We start from the raw sequence: 17,681 nt of genomic DNA on the forward strand, positions 1-17,681 counted from the left end.
ACGCGCGCTAAGCTTGTGCGGTGAGCAAGCCGCCAGATCAGGTCAGGGACGAACGCCGGCGCACGCCGCGTCCGGTGCCGCTGTGGCGCGATCGCCGTGTCTGGCGCTGGGCGTTGGCGGCCTTGCTGTTGGCGGCGATGGCCCTGGTGATGTTCCGCCGCCCGCTGGCCGATCTGCTGTGGCCGGAGACGCGCATCCAGCAACTGCTCGACCAGGGCAATGCCGCATTGCGTGCCGGCCGCCTCAGCGCCGCCGACGGCAGCGGCGCGCGCGAGCGCTTCGAGGCGGCGCTGGCCCTGGATGGCGACCGCGTGCAGGCGCGGGCCGGGCTGGCCGCGACCGGCCGCGCCGCGCTCGGCCAGGCGCGCGCGGCGCTGGCCGCCGGGCGCTATGCGCAGGTGCGTTCGGCGCTGGCGCTGGCGCGCGCGCTGCAGGTGCCGCGCGCCGAGGCCGACCGCATCGACGCCGCCCTGCGCCAGCGCGAGGCGGCGCACGCCGGGCTCGACCAACTGCTGCAACGGGCGGCGCAGGCCCGCGTGGAGGGCCGCCTGGACGGCGCGCCCGATGCGGCGCTGCCGCTGTACCGGCAGGTGCTGGAGTTCGCCCCGGAACGCACCGAAGCGCTGGAAGGCCGCGAGGATGCGCTGTCGGAACTGCTGCAGCGCGCGCAGGCGGCGCTGGCGCGCGGCGACGTGGCGGCGGCCGCGGCGCTGGTGGACAGCGCGCGCGGCTACGATCCCGGGCACGTCGACCTGCCGGCGGCGCAGGCGGCGCTGAATCGCGCGCTGGACGCCCTGCAGCGCGAGGCCGAGACGGCGTTGCGCCGGCAGCGGCTGGACGCGGCGGCGCGCGCCTTCGCCAAGCTGCGCGCCGCTGCGCCGGAGGCGGCCGCTGCGCGCGACGGCGAGGAGCGCGTGGCCACGGCGTATGCGGCGCAGGCCACGCGCGCGGCCGCGGATTTCCGTTTCGCCGAGGCCGAGCGTGCGCTGCAGCGCGGACAGGCCCTGGCCGCGGACAGCCGTGCGCTGGCCGACGCGCGGCAGGCGCTGGCGCGTGCGCGGCAAAGCCAGGCCACACTGCACTCGCGGCTGTCGCCGGCCGAGCGCGGGCAGCGCCTGCAGGCCCTGCTGGCGGCGTTGCAGGCGGCCGAGGCGCGCGGCGACTGGTTGACCCCGCCCGGCGCCAGCGCCTACGACACCTTGCTCGCGGCACAGGTGCTGGCGCCGCGCGATGCGCGGGTGCGCAGCGCCGAACAGCGCGTGCTGGCGGCGCTGCGGCGCTGCTTCGACGACGAACTACGCGGCAACCGGGTGCTGGCGGCGAGCGCGTGCTACGACGCCTGGCGTGCGCTGGCGCCGGGCGGCAACGGCGTGGCCGCGGCACGCCGGCGCCTGGCGCAGCGCTGGCTCGCGGTCGGCGACGAACGCCTGAGCGCCGGCGATGCCGATTTCGCGCGCGAGGCGCTGCGCCGCGCCCGCGCGATCGACCCGGCCACGCCGGAACTGGCGGCGTTCGCGCGCCGCCTGCGCAGCTTGTCGCCTGGGGGCTGAGTGTGTCTGCGCGGTATTCCGGCCTTGCAGGAAGGTTTGCAGCCTCGGTGGCTGCCTAAGCCTGCTGTTTCGCCGCTGCTTCTGTCGCGGTCGATGGGCCGAGGCCGCACGGAACCGCTCCTGCAGGGTTGGCCGGCGCACTGCTGATGCTTCTTCCGGCGCGATCCGAAGCCGTCGGGTCCACCGCTTCGTTCGTCGCGACTGAAGTCGCTCCCACAGCGGTTTGTCGGTCGCCTGCGGGATGCATTGTGGGAGGGGCTACAGCCCCGACGATGGCCGAAACCGTCGTGGTGTCCGACTTCGTTTGTCGCGGCTGAAGCCGTTCCTGCAGGAGCTTTCCGCGCGCTTGCCGGGTGCACTGTAGGAGCGGCTTCAGCCGCGACGCTTTACCGGTGGCGCATCGGGTCGATGGCTCGACGCCGGCCAGAGCCGCTTATGTCCGCCCATGCCGGGCGTCCACGGGTCGCAGCCGCCCTAATCCAGAAACACCTGGCGCACCGTGGCGCGCGCCGCGTCCAGCGAGAAGTGGGTGGCGATGTTGCGCAGGCCGTTGCCGGCCAGGGTGTTCCACAGCGCCTCGTCGGTGTACAGCTGCGCCAGCGCCGCGACGAACTGCGGCGCGCTGTCGGCGATCAGCACATCCTCGCCGTGGCGCAGGTGCATGCCTTCCACCGCGCACGGCGTGGCCACCACCGGCTGGCCGTGCGCCATGCTCAGGTTGACCTTGCCCTTGACCCCGGCGCCGAAGCGCAGCGGCGCCACCGCGATGCGCATCTCCTCCATGTAGGCGACGATGTCCGGCACGTGCCCGAGCAACTCCACCCCGGGCGTGGCCTCGCCGAGGCGGCGGATGTCGTCCGGCAGATCGGCGCCGATGCAGTGGAAGCGCAGCGTTGGCAGCAGCGCGCGCAGCGGCGGGAACACCTCCTGCAGGAACCAGCGCACCGCATCCACGTTGGGCGCGTGGCGGAAGCCGCCGACGAACACCAGGTCGCGGCGCTGCGCCCATGGCCGGCCCGGCCCCGCGACCTCGTGCAGGTTGGAGATCAGCGCGGTGCGCACCTGCGGCGCTTCGCGTTGCAGTTGCTCGCGTTCGACGTCGCTGACCAGCACGGTGACATCGACCTGGGCCATCACCTCCAGCTCGCGCGCACGGGTGCGCTCGGCCTCGCGCAGCAGGCGCGCGTCGCCGGCCAGTTCGGCGCCGCGGCGCTCGCGCAGGTAGTGCAGGTCCACGGTATCGAACAGCCGCCGCGCCTGCGGCGCGTAGCGGCGCAGCAGCGGCAGGCAGGCGTGGGCGACGTGGTGGCGCACCAGCAGCACCGCGTGGAAGCGCGCGCCGTGCTGCTGCAGGAAGCCGCTTACGCTCTTCAGGTAGGGCGCATACCACACCTCCACGCCGAGCCGCTGCAGCGCCTCGCTGTGGCGGCTGGCGTACTCGCGGCCGCTTGGCACGAACACCACGTGCGCGCCTTCCTGCAGCAGCAGGCGGATCAGGTTGAGCTGGCGCAGCGAGGCCGAGTCGCGGTCCGGCTGCGGCAGCGCTTCGTCGACGATCAGCACCTGGCGCTGTTGCCGGTGCAGCTGCGCCGGGGTCGGCGTGGTGCCCGGCGGCAACTGCCGCGCCAGCACGCCGGCCCACTTGGCCGCGAACACGCCGCGGTTGCGCACCTGGTAGGCCTTGATGCCGGTGCTGGTGTCGGTGCCGTTGCTGGTGCCCTCGTCGTGCACCACCTGGCTGGCCGGTTGCAGCAGCGTGCGCAGTCCGGCGTTGCGCACCGCGAAGGCCAGATCGGTGTCTTCGTAGTAGGCCGGCATGTAGCGCGTGTCGAAGCCGCCCAGCGCCAGGAAACGTTCGCGCTCGATCGCCAGCGCCGCACCGGCGCCGTAGTCGATGTCGCGCAGGTAGGCGTAGCGCGGGTCGTCCGGCGATTCGAAGCGGCCGTAGCTCCAGGCGCTGCCGTCGGCGAAGACCACGCCGCCGGCTTCCTGCAGGCGCCCGTCCGGATACAGCAATTGGGCGGTGACCAGCCCGGCCTGCGGCACCTGCGCGAAGGTGTCCAGCAGCGCGTCCAGCCAGCCCGGTTGCGGCACCGTGTCGTTGTTGAGGAACACCAGGTAGCGTCCGCGCGCGCGCGCCGCGCCGTCGTTGCAGGTGGCGATGAAGCCGCCGTTCTGCGCCCGGACGTGGTAATGCAGGCCCTGGATCTGCGGCAGCCATTGCGCGGTCTGGTCGCTGCTGCCGTCGTCGATCACCAGGATCTCGCAGGCCGTCGCCGGCGGGTGCGCGGCCAGCGCGCGCAGGCAGGCGAGGGTGTGCGCGACGTGGTTGTAGACCGGGATCACGATGCTCGCCTGTGGCGCGTCGCTGGCCGGCACGGCGAAGGCGGCGAACGGCTGCGGCGCCACCGCGAACAGCGTGCGCCGCGGCGGCGGCAGCGGTTGCGCGTGCACGCGCAGCCGCTGCCAGGTGCTGCGCCAGCCGCGCGTGCGCAGGCTGGCCAGGCCGCGCCGGAGCAGGCCGCTCAAGCGGTTCAGGGCGTAGCGTGCGTTCGCCCAGGACATCGACATCCGTTGCAACTCCAGCTGAAACAAAGGGGCTCCCGCGCCGCGCTGCCTGCTGGCCTGCGCTAGACTCGCCGGAATTTACATTCTCGCATCCCCGTGCCACGACGCTACGACGACAACGACACCGACGATCAGGACACCGACGATCTCGACAGCGGCGCCTCGCCCTGGCGCCGGCGCCTGCTCACCTGGGGCCTGGCCGCGGCCGCGCTGGGCCTGGGCTTCCTGATCCCGTACACGGTCTATCTGAACAAGCAGGTGACGCAGCGCTTCGGCGAGCTGCGCTGGCAGATTCCGACCCGGGTCTACGCCCGCCCGCTGGGGCTGGCGCCGGACACGGCGATGGACGCGCAGACGCTGAAGACCGAGCTGGACGCGGCCAGCTACCGCGAGGACGCCGGCGCGCAACGCCCCGGCACCTACCAGCAGGACGGCAGCCGCTTCGTCATCGCCAGCCGCGGCTACGTCGACGTGGATGGCCGGGTCGCGCCCAGGCGGGTGGAAGTGAGCCTGTCCGGCGGCCGCGTGGCGGCGCTGCGCGATGCGCAGACGCGCAAGTCGCTGAATGCCGCACGGCTGGATCCGGCGCGCATCGCCACCTTGTACGGGCAGAAGCAGGAAGAGCGGCGGCTGGTGCGGGTGGACGAAGTGCCCGAGCTGCTGGTCACCGGCCTGCAGGCGGTGGAAGACCGCGACTTCAACTACCACCACGGCATCGACCTCAGCGGCATGGTGCGCGCGGCGTGGGTGATGGTGCGTTCCGGCGGCAAGAGCCGGCAGGGCGCCAGCACCCTGACCCAGCAGCTGGCGCGCAGCGGCCTGCTCGGCATCGGCAAGGAACAGACCCTCACCCGCAAGTTCAACGAGATCCTCTACGCGCTGATCATGGAGGCGCGCTACGACAAGCGCACCATCCTGGAGGCCTATCTGAACCAGGTGTACCTGGGCCAGCGCGGCAGCCAGGCGATCCACGGCGTGGCCTCGGGCGCGGAGTTCTGGTTCGGGCGCGAGCTGGATTCGCTGCCGCCGGAACAGGTGGCGCTGCTGATCGGCCTGGTCAAGGGGCCGTCCTACTACGATCCGCGACGCTTCCCCGAGCGCGCGCTGGACCGGCGCAACTTCGTGCTCGGCAAGCTGCGCGAGAGCGAGCTGATCGACGAGCCCACCTACCGCAAGGCGCTGTCCGCGCCGTTGGGGGTGCCGGCCAATCCGGGCCTGGTCGCGGCCAACCGCTTTCCGGCCTATGTGGACCTGGTGCGCCGCCAGCTGGCGCGCGACTACCCGGAAAGCGCGCTGCAGGGCGCCGGGCTGAGCGTGCTGACCGGCATGTCGCCGTCGGCGCAGGCCTATGCCGAGGGCGCGGTGACCCGCACCCTCACCGCGCTGGAGACCAACAAGAAGCGGCCGCCGCTGCAGGCCGGGCTGGTGCTGACCGACACCCACAACGGCGACGTGCTGGCGGTGGTCGGCAGTCGCGACGTGTCGCAGCCCGGCTTCAACCGCGCGATCGAGGCGCAGCGCCAGGTCGGCTCGCTGCTCAAGCCGTTCGTGTACCTGCTGGCGCTGGCGCAGCCGGACCACTATTCGCTGGCCAGCTGGGTCGACGATTCGCCGGTGACGGTGCAGCTCAGCCGCGGCAAGCGCTGGACCCCGGGCAATTCCGACAACCGCAGCCACGGCACGGTGCGCCTGGTCGATGCGCTGGCGCATTCGTACAACCAGGCCACGGTGCGGATCGGCATGCAGGTCGGGCCGGAGCGGGTGGCGCAGCTGATCAAGGTGCTGGCCGGGCTCGAGGCCGAGAACAATCCCTCGCTGATCCTGGGCGCGACCGACCAGAGTCCGTACGCGATGACCCAGCTGTACCAGTTCCTCGCCTCCGGCGGCGAGATCCAGCCGCTGCACGCGGTGCGCGGCGTGCTCGACCCGCAGGGCAAGCTGCTCAAGCGCTACGACAAGGCCCCGGCGCCGGCGCAGGAAGGCGATTCGGTCGCGGCCAACCTGGTCGGGCTGGCGCTGCAGCAGGTGGTCAGCAACGGCACCGCGCGGCAGCTGCTCGGCGACGGCCTGGGCAGGCTGTCCCCGGCCGGCAAGACCGGCACCAGCAACGATGGCGTGGACAGCTGGTATGCCGGCTACACCGGCGATCATCTGGCGGTGATCTGGATCGGCAACGACCAGAACAAGCAGACCGGCCTGTACGGCGCCACCGGCGCGATGCGGGTGTGGTCGGGCATCTTCGCGCGGCTGCCGAGTTCGCCGCTGAAGGTGCAGGGCAAGGGCATCGACTGGCAGTGGATGGACCCGGCCGGCAGCAACAGCACCGACGCCAGCTGTCCCGGCGCGCGGCAGTTCCCGTTCGTGGTCGGTTTCGCCCCGGCGTACGCGCCGTGCGCGCCGCCGCAGGCGCTGCCCGAGGAAGGGCAGCCTGCCGAGGGCGAGAGCCAGGGCGGCGGCTGGCGCAGCTGGTTCGGCCTGGACAAGAAGAAAGAAACGCCGCCTGCCGACGCGGCGTCCACTCCCCCGGCGCAATGATCCACGGATGCCTGCCATGACCCGACCTAGCCCCGCCCTCGCCATCGCCGCGCTCAGCCTGCTGCTGGCCTCCTGCGTCAGCGCGCCGCCGCCGCCCCCGCCGCCGCCGGTGGACACCACCACCCCGGCGCAGCGGCTGGCCGCGATCGAGGCCAGCGGCGGCGCCGACGACACCGAACTGAGCGTGCAGCCGCTGCGCGATCCGCAGGTCGAGGATCTGCGCGACAGCGCCAAGCGCAAGCGCGCGGCCGGCGACCTGGCCGGCGCGGCGGCGGCGCTGGACCAGGCCCTGCAACTGGTGCCGGAAGACCCGGCGCTGCTGCAGGACCGCGCCGAAGTGGCCTTGCTGCTGAAGGACGATGCGCAGGCCGAGGCCTTCGCCAAGCGCGCCATCGACCTGGGTTCGCAGACCGGCCCGCTGTGCCGGCGCCACTGGGCGACGATCGAGCAGTCGCGGCTGGCGCGCGGGCAGAAGGAGAACGCGGCGTCCGCGCATGCGCATATCGAGGGCTGCACGGTGGCGGGGATCAAGCGGTATTGATCGGGAGCCGGGATTGGAGATTGGGGATTCGGGATTGGTAGAAGCGACGGTTGTTCGGTTGTTTGTGGCAGGCCGATATCGCCGCGTCGGTGGGCGCACTAAATAGCGAAACCGACGTGCCGCTTTTGCGAATCCCGAATCCCGAATCCCCAATCCCGGCCCTCCATGTCCCTCAGCCACGCCAGCACCGAAGCCCTGAGCGAAGGCGGTGCGCTTGCCCGCCAGCTCGATGCGTTCGTGCCGCGCGCGGCGCAGCTGCGGCTGACCGCGGCGATCGCCGAGGCGTTCGAGCAGCGCGACGTGCTGCTCGCCGAGGCCGGCACCGGCACCGGCAAGACCTATGCGTACCTGGTCCCGGCGCTGCTGTCGGGGCTGAAGACCATCGTCTCCACCGGCACCCGCGCGCTGCAGGACCAGCTCTACCACCGCGACCTGCCGCGGGTGCGCGCGGCGCTGGGTGTTGGCCTGAACAGCGCACTGCTGAAGGGCCGCGCCAACTACCTGTGCAAGTACCGGCTGGAGCAGGCCAAGGGCGAGCCGCGCTTCACCTCGCGCGAGCAGATCGCGCAGTTCCAGCGCATCGTCGCCTGGGGCGGACGCACCCGCTTCGGCGACATCGCCGAGCTGGACGCGCTGCCCGACGATTCGCCGCTGCTGCCGATGGTCACCTCGACCATGGACAACTGCCTCGGTACCGAGTGCCCGTTCTGGGGCGAGTGCTTCGTGGTGCAGGCGCGGCAGCGCGCGCAGGCCGCCGACGTGGTGGTGGTCAACCACCATCTGCTGCTGGCCGACCTGGCGCTGAAGCAGGAGGGCTTCGGCGAGATCCTGCCCGGTGCGCAGGCCTTCGTCATCGACGAGGCGCACCAGTTGCCGGAACTGGCGGCGAACTTCTTCGGCGAGAGCTTCGGCATGCGGCCGCTGCAGGAACTGGCGCGCGATTGCCTGGCCGAGAGCCGCCACGTCGCCGGCGCGCTGGCCAGCCTGCAGGCGCCGGTGCAGGCGCTGGAGCAGGCCTTGCGCGAACTGCGCGCGGCCATGGAAGGGTTGCCCACCCGCGGCACCCAATGGCGGCTGCTGGCCAAGCCGCAGGTGCGCGACGGCTTCGATGCGCTGCTGGCGGAACTGGCGCGCCTGCAGGACAGCCTGGCGGCGCTGCGCGACGCCTCGCCCGGCTTCGACGCCTGCGCCGCGCGCGCGCAGGACATGCGCACGCGCCTGGGCCACTGGCTCGGCGACGATGCGCCGATCCCCGATTTCGACGCCGAGCCGGCGCCGCCGTCCAACGACGTGCTGTGGTACGAACTGAGCGCGCGCGGCTTCCGCTGCCAGCGCACGCCGCTGGACGTGTCCGGCCCGCTGCGCATGCACCGCGAGAAGTCGCACGCGGCGTGGGTGTTCACCTCGGCGACGCTGGCGGTGAAGGGCGATTTCGAGCACATCGCCACCCGCCTGGGGCTGAGCGATCCGATGACCCTGCTGCAGCCCAGTCCGTTCGACTGGGCGCGGCAGGCGCTGTGCTATCTGCCGGCGTTGCCGGACCCGAACGCGCGCGGCTTCGGCACCGCGCTGATCGCCGCGCTGCATCCGGTGCTGCAGGCCTCGCAGGGCCGCGCCTTCCTGCTGTTCGCCTCGCACCGCGCCTTGCGCGAGGCGGCCGAGGCGCTGCGCGACGGGCCGTGGCCGCTGTTCGTGCAGGGCGAGGCGCCGCGCGCGACCCTGCTGCAGCGCTTCCGCGAGTCCGGCAACGGCGTGCTGCTCGGCTCGGCCAGTTTCCGCGAGGGCGTGGACGTGGTCGGCGATGCGCTGAGCGTGGTGGTGATCGACAAGCTGCCGTTCGCCGCGCCGGACGACCCGGTGTTCGAGGCGCGGCTGGACGCGATCCGCCGCGACGGCGGCAACCCGTTCCGCGACGAACAGCTGCCGCAGGCGGTGATCGCACTCAAGCAGGGCGTGGGCCGGCTGATCCGCAGCGAGAGCGACCGCGGCGTGCTGGTGCTGTGCGATCCGCGCCTGCTGTCCAAGTCCTACGGCCGCACCTTCCTGGAGTCGCTGCCGCCGTTCGCGCGCACCCGCGATGTGGAGGACGTGCGGGCGTTTTTTGCGTCGGGACCCGGGACTGGGGACTCGGGACTCGAAGAAGCGCAGGCGCACGAAGCGTGGCCTGACGATCTCGGTCGCTGACCGCCTGCCACGTGGCGCTGCGCTTCTTGTCCCGGGCGTTGAGCCATGGATGCTAGGCTTTGCGCCTTTCCGGGTCCCCAGTCCCGAGTCCCCAGTCCCGGCCCCCAATGAAAATTCTCGCCTTCGAAACCGCCACAGAAGCCCTGTCCGTCGCCGTGCATGTCGATGGCGCGGTGCGCGAGCGGTTCGAACTCGCGCCGCGGCGGCATGCCGAGCTGGCGCTGCCGTGGGCCGAGCAGTTGCTGGCCGAGGCCGGTATCGCCCGCAGCCAGCTCGATGCGATCGCGTTCGGGCGCGGCCCCGGCGCGTTCACCGGCGTGCGCCTGGCGATCGCGCTGGCGCAGGGCATCGCCCTGGCGCTGGACCTGCCGGTGCTGCCGGTCTCCACCCTGCACGCGCTGGCCCTGCGCGCGCCGGCCGAGGCGCCGCAGGTGCTGGCAACCATCGATGCGCGCATGGGCGAGATCTACGCGGCGGCCTTCGTGCGCGATGCCGAGGGATTGCATGCGCTGACGCCCGAGCAGGTGCTGGTCCCGGACGCGTTCGTGCTGCCGCAGACGGATGCGCCCTGGCATGGCGTCGGCACCGGGCTGGCGGCGCTCGACAACGCGCTGCAGCGGCGCCTGGGCGCGCAGTTGCGCAGCGTCGATGCGCAGGCCTTGCCGCATGCCGCCGACGTGCTGACCCTGGCATTGGCGGCCCATGCGCGCGGCGAAGCGATCGCGCCGGAACGCGCCGAACCGGCCTACCTGCGCGACAACGTCGCCCTGACCCTGGCCGAGCAGCAGGCGCAGCGGGCCGCACGATGACGGCGGCCGGGACCGAGCGCGCACGCTTCCGCGGTTGCCTGCTGGGCCTGGCGGTCGGCGATGCGCTCGGGACAACCCTGGAATTCAAGGCGCCCGGCAGCTTCGCCCCGATCGACGACATGGTCGGTGGCGGTCCGTTCGACCTGCGCCCCGGGCAGTGGACCGACGACACCTCGATGGCCTTGTGCCTGGCGCACAGCCTGCTGTACCGCGAGGGCTTCGACGCCACGGACCAGATGAACCGCTACTGCAACTGGTATCGCCACGGCTACCTCAGCAGCACGGGCACGTGTTTCGACATCGGCAACACCGTGCGCCAGGCGCTGGAGCGCTATCTGGATGGCGGCCCGGCTTTCAGCGGCAGCGACGATCCGCGCGCGGCCGGCAACGGCTCGCTGATGCGGCTGGCGCCGGTGGCGATGTATTACGCGCATCGCCCCGACGTGCTGGCCGAGCGCGCGGCGGACAGTTCGCGCACCACGCATGCCGCCGCCGAGGCGCTGGATGCCTGCCGGCTGTTCGCGTCGCAGTTGCGCGCGGCCCTGCTCGGCGGCGATCGCGCGCAGGTGCTGCAGGCGCCCGGCCTGGCCCTGGACACGCCGGCGCTGCGCGCGCTGGCCGTCCGCGACCACGCTGCGGTGCCGGCGACGCAGATCCGCGGCACCGGCTACGTGGTCGATGCGCTGTCGGCGGCGCTGTGGTGTTTTGCCAGCACCGATTGCTTCGCCGACGCGGTGCTGCGCGCGGCCAATCTCGGCGACGATGCCGATACCACCGCGGCGATCTGCGGACAGCTGGCCGGTGCCTTCTACGGCATCGACGGCATTCCCGCCGCCTGGCGTGCACGGGTGCAGGATGCGGCGGACATCGTCGCGCTGGCCGATCGCCTGCATGCGGCCAGCGTCGCCGGGTGAAGGTGGGCAGGCCGGCCGACCGTCCCTGGTCGGCGCCCGCGAAGACCGCAGCGGCGGTCAGTAGTCGTAGCTGACGCTCAGCCGCAGCGAGCGCGGCGCCTGGCTCAGGAACGCCGCGCCATACACCGGGTCGCTGTTGCCCGGGTCGGTTTCCGAATACGGGTACTTCCACAGTGTGGCCTGGCCGTTGAAGACGTTGAACACGTCCAGGTTGAAGGCCAGCTTGTGGTCGGCGTACGCCGGCCGCCACGACACGCCCAGGTCGAGCTGCTTCAGCCACGGCAGCCGGCCCTGGCTGCCCGGAGGCGCCGCTTCGCCCTGGTAGTAGTGGTAGGCGATGCCGTAGCCGGACGGGTCGCTCTGGTCGGCGCCGTAGGAACCCAGCGCGCTGAACGGCGTGCCGGACACCAGCTTGAGATTGGCCGACACCAGCCATTCGGGGGTGAACTGGTAGTAGCCGTAGAACTTGAACTGATGGGTATGGTCGTTGCTCTGCGGGCCGTTGGTGTGTTCCATCAGCTGCGCGAAGTCCCAGGCCTGGGTGGTGGACACCGCGGTCTGGCCGATGCCCGACAGCAGCTGGCCTTCGGTGGTGCCGTAGCTGCGCGACCAGGTGTAGTCGAAGCGGCCGTACCAGCGCTGGTCGAACGGGTGCTCCAGCGACAGATTGAGCCCGTAGTAGTTGCGCTTGAACTTGGGGAAGCCGAGCTGGGCATTGGTCAGCGGCACGCTGACGTAGTTGCCCGAGGTATCCACCAGGGTGAAGGTGTTGGACTTGCCCGGATTGATCAGCCAGCAGCTGACCGGATTGCTGTCCAGCGTCACCGTATGTCCTTGCGCGGCTGCCGCGGCGAACACCGTGTCGCTGTCGCAGTAGTCGTCCACGCCGCTGCGCAGCACGCGGTAGGTGCCCTTGGCGCCGTAGACCCAGCTGTCGCCCCAGGCCTTGGTGAAGCCGAGGATGAACTCGTCCTGGAACGAGGGCTTGATGCCCTGCGTGGCCACGGTCTTGGGGTCGGGCAGGATGCCGTAGTTGTTGTTGGAGGAGACTGCGCCGGAGATCTGGGTCAGGTCGGTGGGGTAGCCGTTGGCGTCGATGCCGCCGTAGGTGTAGTAGGTCGAGGTCGCCAGGGTCGCGCCGGCGGCATTGAAGGCCGGATTCAGCGGCAGCGCCAGGTAGTAGCGTCCGGCGTTGCCGTAGACCTTGAAGCGCGCATCGCCGTCGACGTCCCAGCTGAAGCCCAGGCGCGGCGCCCACTGCCCGCTGGTCTGCTTGATGTACGCGTCGCCGTCGCGGTTGTAGTTGGTGAACTGGTCCAGGCGCAGGCCGAGGCTGAGCAGGAAGCGGTCGCTGATCTGCCAGTTGTCCTCGATGTACTGTGCGCGCTGCGCCGCGCGCACCGAGGCCAGCGCGCTGTAGACGTACCGGCGCACGTAGTAGCCGTCTTCGCCGTTGGCGTAGCCACCGGTGGCCGGCACGCCGAGGCCGGTGTTGATCGGCACGCTCGGGTTGGACTGGCCATAGATCCAGTAATAGCCGTCGCCCGAGGCCACCGAGCCGCGGTTGAGCGCGCGTGCGTTCTGGTTGTCGATGCCGACGGTGATGCTGTGCTCGCCGATGACGTAGTTCAGGTCCAGCCGCAGGTTGTCCGTGCGGTTGCCGCGGTCGGGATCGACCAGCAGCGAGGTGGTCTGCGCGTTGGTGATCGGGGTGCCGCCGGTGTAGGCCGGGTTCTGGAACGAGGTGCCGCTGAGATAGGTCAGCGCGCCGTTGTAGGTGGGGTTGCCGGTGTAGTCGTCGGTGCGCTGCTTGCCGTACTGGGCGCTGAAGGTCAGGCGGTCGGTGAGGTAGCCGGTGTACTTGGCGGTCCACAGGTCGCCGCCGGTCTTGGTGGTGTTGGCGTCGCCGCGCAGGTCGCCGATGTCGTAGCCGCTGTAGTCGTAGTACTTGCCACGGGTGATGTAGCGGCTGGAGGCGCCGGTGATCTCCAACAGCTGGTTGTCGCTGATGTTCCAGTCGAGCTTGGCGTACCAGCTCGGCCGGCGGTAGTGGTAGTCGTAGTAGTACTCGCCCGGGGTGGTTTCGCGCGCACCATAGAACCTGTCGCCATCCTGGCGCTGCAGTTCGTAGGAGCCGAAGAAGAACAGCTTGTCCTGGATGAGCGGGCCGCCCGCATAGAGGCTCTGGGTGCTGAGCGTCGAACCGCTCTTGCTGTCCGGCCGGTACAGCGCGCCGTTGCCGGGCGCGTACACGTCCTTCTGCGAGGAGCGCAGGCCATCGGGTTCCCATGTGGCCTGGCCGCCGAAATGCCATTCGTTGCTGCCGCGCTTGCCGACCGCATTGATCACGCCGCCATCGGAGCGGCCGTACTTGGCGCTGTAGCCGCCGGTGTAGACCTCCAACTGGTCGATGCTGCCGTAGGGCAGGGTCAGTCCGCCCAGTCCGCGCAACGGGTCGGTGGTGTTGAAGCCGTTGATGTAATAGGCGTTCTCCGCGGCCGAGGAGCCGCCGAAGCTGAGCAGCTGCGCGCCGGTCGGACCGATGTAGGTGCCGCTGCCGCTGTTGCCGGCCACGCCTGGCGCCAGCTGCGCGATCGCCTCCGCCGAGCGTCCCAGCGGCAGGCGCTGCAGCTGTTCGGCATCGATCACGGTGCGCGAGTCCACGCTGCTCACGTCGATCGCCGCGGCAGCGCGGTCGGCGCTGACGGTGACCCCGGTCAGGCTGGTGACCGCGGCGAAGGACACGTCGGTGACCGCGCCGACGGTGAGGCCCACGCCCTCGCGGCTGCCGAGCACGCTGTCGTCGGCGCCCTTGGCGATGATGGTGTAGGTCCCCAGCGGCAGTTGGCCGATGCTGAAGCGGCCGCGCGCATCGACCGCGACTTCGCGGCTGAGGCCGCTGTCGCTGCGCACCAGCACGCGTTGCGCGTTGAGCGGCGCCTGGCCGGCGACGGCGCCGGTGGTGGACTGGGCCAGGGCGGACGGCGCGGCGAGTGCGGCGCTCAGCGCCAGCGCGAGCAAGGCGGGCCTGCGGAGAAGGTGGTTCTTTTTCATGTGAGGAGACGGCTCGGGTGGTGGGGGCAGGGACACGCCGCGCCGGCCTCCGATCCACTCGTCCTTGGTGATGCGGTGCGCGGTAACGTTCCCCGCCCCCATTAACCTTAATGTGACGCCTATTCAGAAATACCGCATCGTTATGTCGGCGACACCAATCGTTATCTCGGTCGTTGCCATGGGCGCGCACGCGCCGCCACGCGGTGCAAGCCGGCAAATCCTTCTTCTTGCCGGAGACGGTGCCCTGAAGGGGCGGATGAGGGGACGGGCGAAGTCTCGGAACGTTCGGTGCCGTCAGGCGATCCGTGCCGGCCGTACCCTCACCCCAACCCCTCTCCCGATGGGAGAGGGGCTAGCCGGCAGTTCCTTCTCCCATCGGGAGAAGGTGCCCCGAAGGCGCGGAGGAGGGGACGGGCGAAGTCTCGGAACGTTCGGTGCCGTCAGGCGATCCATGCCGGCCGTACCCTCGCCCCAACCCCTTTCCCGGTGGGAGAGGGGCTAGCCGGCAGTTCCTTCTCCCATCGGGAGAAGGTGCCCCGCAGGGGCGGATGAGGGGACGGGCGAAGCCTCGGAACGTTCGGTGCCGTCAGGCGATCCTTGCTGGACGCACCCTCACCCCAGCCTCTCCCCGGTGGGAGAGGGGCTGCCAGGCTTCGGCCGCGGCGCGCGGCTCAGCGGTCGTCGCGCAGGGTGCCGCCGGGCAGGAACACCCAGGTGCGGGTCACCTGCAGGATGTCGATGTTGTCGTCGGTATGCGGCAGCGGCGGGAACGGCTGCGCCAGCTGCACCACCCGCATGGCCGCGGCGTCGAGCATCGGCACGCCGCTGGAGCGCAGGATGCGGCTGCTCTCGACGCTGCCGTCGCGGCGCACGCCGACGCTGATCACCACCTGGCCGCCCAGCCGCTGCCGGCGCGCCTCGTCGGGGTAGTTGAGGTTGCCGACGCGCTCGGCGCGGTCGACCCAGGCGCGCAGATAATTGGCGTAGGCGTATTCGCGGGTGCTGGCGGAGACGAACTTGCGGTTCGGCCGCTTGGCGTACTGCTCCGAGCGCAGGTGCACCTCGGCGGCCAGGCGCGCCATCTCCGCGTCGCGCTGCTCGCGCTGCGCGTCCACCGGTTGGGTGGGCGCGTCGGTGCGCGGCTGGGTCTGCGGCGCCGGCTGCGGCTGTTCGCCGCGCGCGCTGCTGACCACGCGCGGGGTCGGCTCCGGCGCCGCCGCCGCGGTCTGCGCGCGCAGCGCCTGCGGCGCCAGGCCGTCGCGCTGCTGCGGCACCACCCCGGGCTGGCTGTCGCGCGGGCGCTGCGGTCTGTCGTGGTCGCCGCCGCCCTGCTGGTTGGCCTGGGCCAGGAAGTCGGCCTGCTTCGGCGTCAGCGGGGTGCTGGTCTGGCTGAAGATCACGTCCAGGGTCGGCACCAGCGGCGCGTCGTCGTCGATCGCGAAGCCGACCCCCAGGATCAGCAGGCCGTGCACGATCAGCGACAGCACCAGGGTGGCGCTGAGCCGTTCGCGCTCGCCGATGCGCGGCGCGGGCGTCGCGGCGGCCGCGCTCATCGTGCCGGGTAGGCCTCGATCGCGTCGAACAGCAGCCCGGCGATGTTCAGCCCGAACTGCGCGTCCAGTTCGCGCACGCAGGTGGGGCTGGTCACGTTGACCTCGGTCAGGTAGTCGCCGATCACGTCCAGGCCGACGAAGCGCATGCCGCGCCGTTTCATTTCCGGGCCGACCTGGCCGGCGATCCAGCGGTCGCGCTCGCTCAGCGGGCGGCCTTCGCCGCGGCCGCCGGCGGCCAGGTTGCCGCGGAATTCGTCGCCCTGCGGAATCCGCGCCAGGCAGTAGTCCACCGGCACGCCATCGACCAGCAGGATGCGCTTGTCGCCGGCGCTGATGTCGGGAATGAAGCGCTGCGCCAGGGCCAGCTTGCGGCCGCCGTCGGTCAGCGTCTCCAGGATCACGTTGAGGTTGGGGTCGCCGTTGCCGCTGCGGAAGATCGAGCGCCCGCCCATCCCGTCCAGCGGTTTCAGCACCGCCTGGCCGTGCTCGAGCACGAACGCCTTCAGTGCGGCCGCGTCGCGGCCGACCAGGGTCGGCGGGCAGCACTGCGGGAACAGCAGCGCGGCCAGCTTCTCGTTGAAGTCGCGCAGGCCCTGCGGGTCGTTGACCACCTGCGCGCCGGCGCGCTGGGCCACGCTCAGCACGTGGGTGTCGTACAGGAACTCCGAATCGAACGGCGGGTCCTTGCGCATCAGCACCACCTGGCCGGGGCCGAACGCCAGCTCGGCGAACGCGCCCAGCTCGAACCAGCCGGCGGTGTCGTCGCGTACCTGCAGCGGCGCCACCTGCGCCAGCGCGGCGCCGTCGCGCAGCGACAGTCCGCCGGGCCGCACATAGTGCAAACGGTGCCCGCGACGCTGCGCTTCCAGCAACATGGCGAAGGTAGTGTCTTTGGCAATCTTGATGCTGGCGATGGGATCCATCACCACGATGACATCGAACGACATGGCGGTACCTGGGGGGCTGAGCGGAAGATGGTAGCGGGTCGGCGGCAGGGGTGCGCAGCGGCGCCGGCACGGGGCCGCGCGGCACCCGGCGCCGGCAATCAAACTGTGACATAGTTAGCGCTAGAAAGTGATCCGAAGCAGAGCCGTGGCGACGGCCTTGACAGTCTGAGCGGGTCTTGGGATACATGTCGTTTCGCAGCGACGTCGGATCCGATGAAGCGTCGCGCGCCTGGGGGCAAGTGAATGAGTGAAAACACGACTGCGGGTGGGGAACTCGCAGGACTGAGGGTCATGGTGATCGATGACTCGAAGACGATCCGCCGCACCGCCGAAACGCTGTTGAAGCGCGAGGGGTGCGAGGTGGTCACCGCCACCGACGGCTTCGAGGCCCTGGCCAAGATCGCCGACCAGCAGCCGCAGATCATCTTCGTGGACATCATGATGCCGCGGCTGGACGGCTATCAGACCTGCGCGCTGATCAAGGGCAACCAGCTGTTCAAGGCGACGCCGGTGATCATGCTGTCCTCCAAGGACGGCCTGTTCGACAAGGCGCGCGGCCGCATCGTCGGGTCCGAGCAGTACCTCACCAAACCCTTCACACGCGAAGAACTGCTGGGCGCGATCCGTACATACGTCAACGCCTGACCAGGGGGAAAGGCACCATGGCTCGAATCTTGTTGATCGAGGACTCACCGACCGACCGGGCGGTGTTCACGCAGTGGCTGGAAAAAGCCGGCCACGAGGTGCTCGCCACCGACAACGCCGAGGACGGGCTGAAGCTCGTGCGCGAGCAGGCGCCCAGCCTGGTGCTGATGGACGTGGTGCTGCCGGGAATGAGCGGCTTCCAGGCCACCCGCGCGCTGTCGCGCGACGAGGCCACCCGGCACATCCCGGTGCTGATCATCAGCACCAAGAGCATGGAGACCGACAAGGTCTGGGGCATGCGCCAGGGCGCCACCGACTACATCGTCAAGCCGCCGCGCGAAGACGACCTGATCGCCCGCATCAACCAATTGGTCGGCTGAC

At 71.0% G+C, this 17,681-nt stretch carries 12 protein-coding genes; 8 read left to right on the plus strand and 4 right to left on the minus strand.

What is annotated here, in order from left to right; translation table 11 throughout:
• The first annotated feature begins 20 nt into the window (after positions 1–20).
• The gene (locus AB3X10_RS06285; RefSeq protein WP_420018513.1) at positions 21–1,550 is read left to right on the plus strand and encodes a hypothetical protein; all 1,530 of its coding nucleotides are present in this window, start codon (positions 21–23) and stop codon (positions 1,548–1,550) included.
• Between the two features lie 474 nt (positions 1,551–2,024).
• Here AB3X10_RS06285 and AB3X10_RS06290 read toward each other — a convergent pair whose 3' ends face one another.
• Positions 2,025–4,121, minus strand: a complete 2,097-nt coding sequence (locus AB3X10_RS06290; RefSeq protein WP_369980004.1) for a glycosyltransferase — start codon at positions 4,119–4,121, stop codon at positions 2,025–2,027.
• A gap of 93 nt (positions 4,122–4,214) precedes the next feature.
• Between AB3X10_RS06290 and mrcB the strand changes: the two genes are divergently transcribed.
• The 5 genes from mrcB (at position 4,215) to AB3X10_RS06315 (ending at position 11,101) form a co-directional block, all read left to right on the plus strand.
• Complete coding sequence (gene mrcB, locus AB3X10_RS06295; RefSeq protein ID WP_369980005.1) at positions 4,215–6,653, plus strand: penicillin-binding protein 1B; 2,439 nt, start codon at positions 4,215–4,217, stop codon at positions 6,651–6,653.
• 16 nt (positions 6,654–6,669) lie between these two features.
• On the plus strand, positions 6,670–7,194 hold the full coding sequence (locus tag AB3X10_RS06300) for a tetratricopeptide repeat protein (protein WP_369980007.1): 525 nt from the start codon (positions 6,670–6,672) through the stop codon (positions 7,192–7,194).
• Positions 7,195–7,359: 165 nt separating this feature from the next.
• Positions 7,360–9,378, plus strand: a complete 2,019-nt coding sequence (locus AB3X10_RS06305) for an ATP-dependent DNA helicase (protein WP_369980009.1) — start codon at positions 7,360–7,362, stop codon at positions 9,376–9,378.
• 107 nt (positions 9,379–9,485) lie between these two features.
• The gene (gene tsaB, locus AB3X10_RS06310; protein ID WP_369980010.1) at positions 9,486–10,187 is read left to right on the plus strand and encodes a tRNA (adenosine(37)-N6)-threonylcarbamoyltransferase complex dimerization subunit type 1 TsaB; all 702 of its coding nucleotides are present in this window, start codon (positions 9,486–9,488) and stop codon (positions 10,185–10,187) included.
• Complete coding sequence (locus AB3X10_RS06315) at positions 10,184–11,101, plus strand: ADP-ribosylglycohydrolase family protein (protein ID WP_369980012.1); 918 nt, start codon at positions 10,184–10,186, stop codon at positions 11,099–11,101. Before tsaB ends, AB3X10_RS06315 begins: the two co-directional genes overlap by 4 nt.
• 57 nt (positions 11,102–11,158) lie before the next feature.
• Here the strand turns inward: AB3X10_RS06315 and AB3X10_RS06320 are convergent, their stop codons facing one another.
• From AB3X10_RS06320 to gshB, 3 genes are all read right to left on the minus strand, one after another.
• Positions 11,159–14,155: a TonB-dependent receptor gene (locus AB3X10_RS06320; protein ID WP_369980014.1), complete on the minus strand. Its 2,997-nt coding sequence runs from the start codon at positions 14,153–14,155 to the stop codon at positions 11,159–11,161.
• 671 nt (positions 14,156–14,826) lie between these two features.
• Positions 14,827–15,708 carry an energy transducer TonB family protein gene (locus AB3X10_RS06325; protein ID WP_369980016.1) on the minus strand — a complete coding sequence of 294 codons (882 nt, stop codon included), beginning with the start codon at positions 15,706–15,708 and terminating at the stop codon, positions 14,827–14,829.
• A complete protein-coding gene (gene gshB, locus AB3X10_RS06330; RefSeq protein WP_369980017.1) occupies positions 15,705–16,655 on the minus strand; it encodes a glutathione synthase in 951 nt (316 codons plus the stop codon). Before gshB ends, AB3X10_RS06325 begins: the two co-directional genes overlap by 4 nt.
• A 243-nt stretch (positions 16,656–16,898) precedes the next feature.
• Here gshB and pilG point away from each other — a divergent pair, with 243 nt between their 5' ends.
• Both pilG and AB3X10_RS06340 read left to right on the plus strand, forming a co-directional pair.
• Positions 16,899–17,300, plus strand: coding sequence for a twitching motility response regulator PilG (pilG, locus tag AB3X10_RS06335; protein ID WP_003472648.1), 402 nt, complete (start codon positions 16,899–16,901; stop codon positions 17,298–17,300).
• 17 nt (positions 17,301–17,317) lie between these two features.
• On the plus strand, positions 17,318–17,680 hold the full coding sequence (locus tag AB3X10_RS06340; RefSeq protein WP_145702163.1) for a response regulator: 363 nt from the start codon (positions 17,318–17,320) through the stop codon (positions 17,678–17,680).
• Position 17,681 lies beyond the last annotated feature (1 nt).

The sequence above is a fragment of the Xanthomonas sp. DAR 80977 genome (assembly GCF_041240605.1).
GTDB lineage: Bacteria > Pseudomonadota > Gammaproteobacteria > Xanthomonadales > Xanthomonadaceae > Xanthomonas_A > Xanthomonas_A bundabergensis.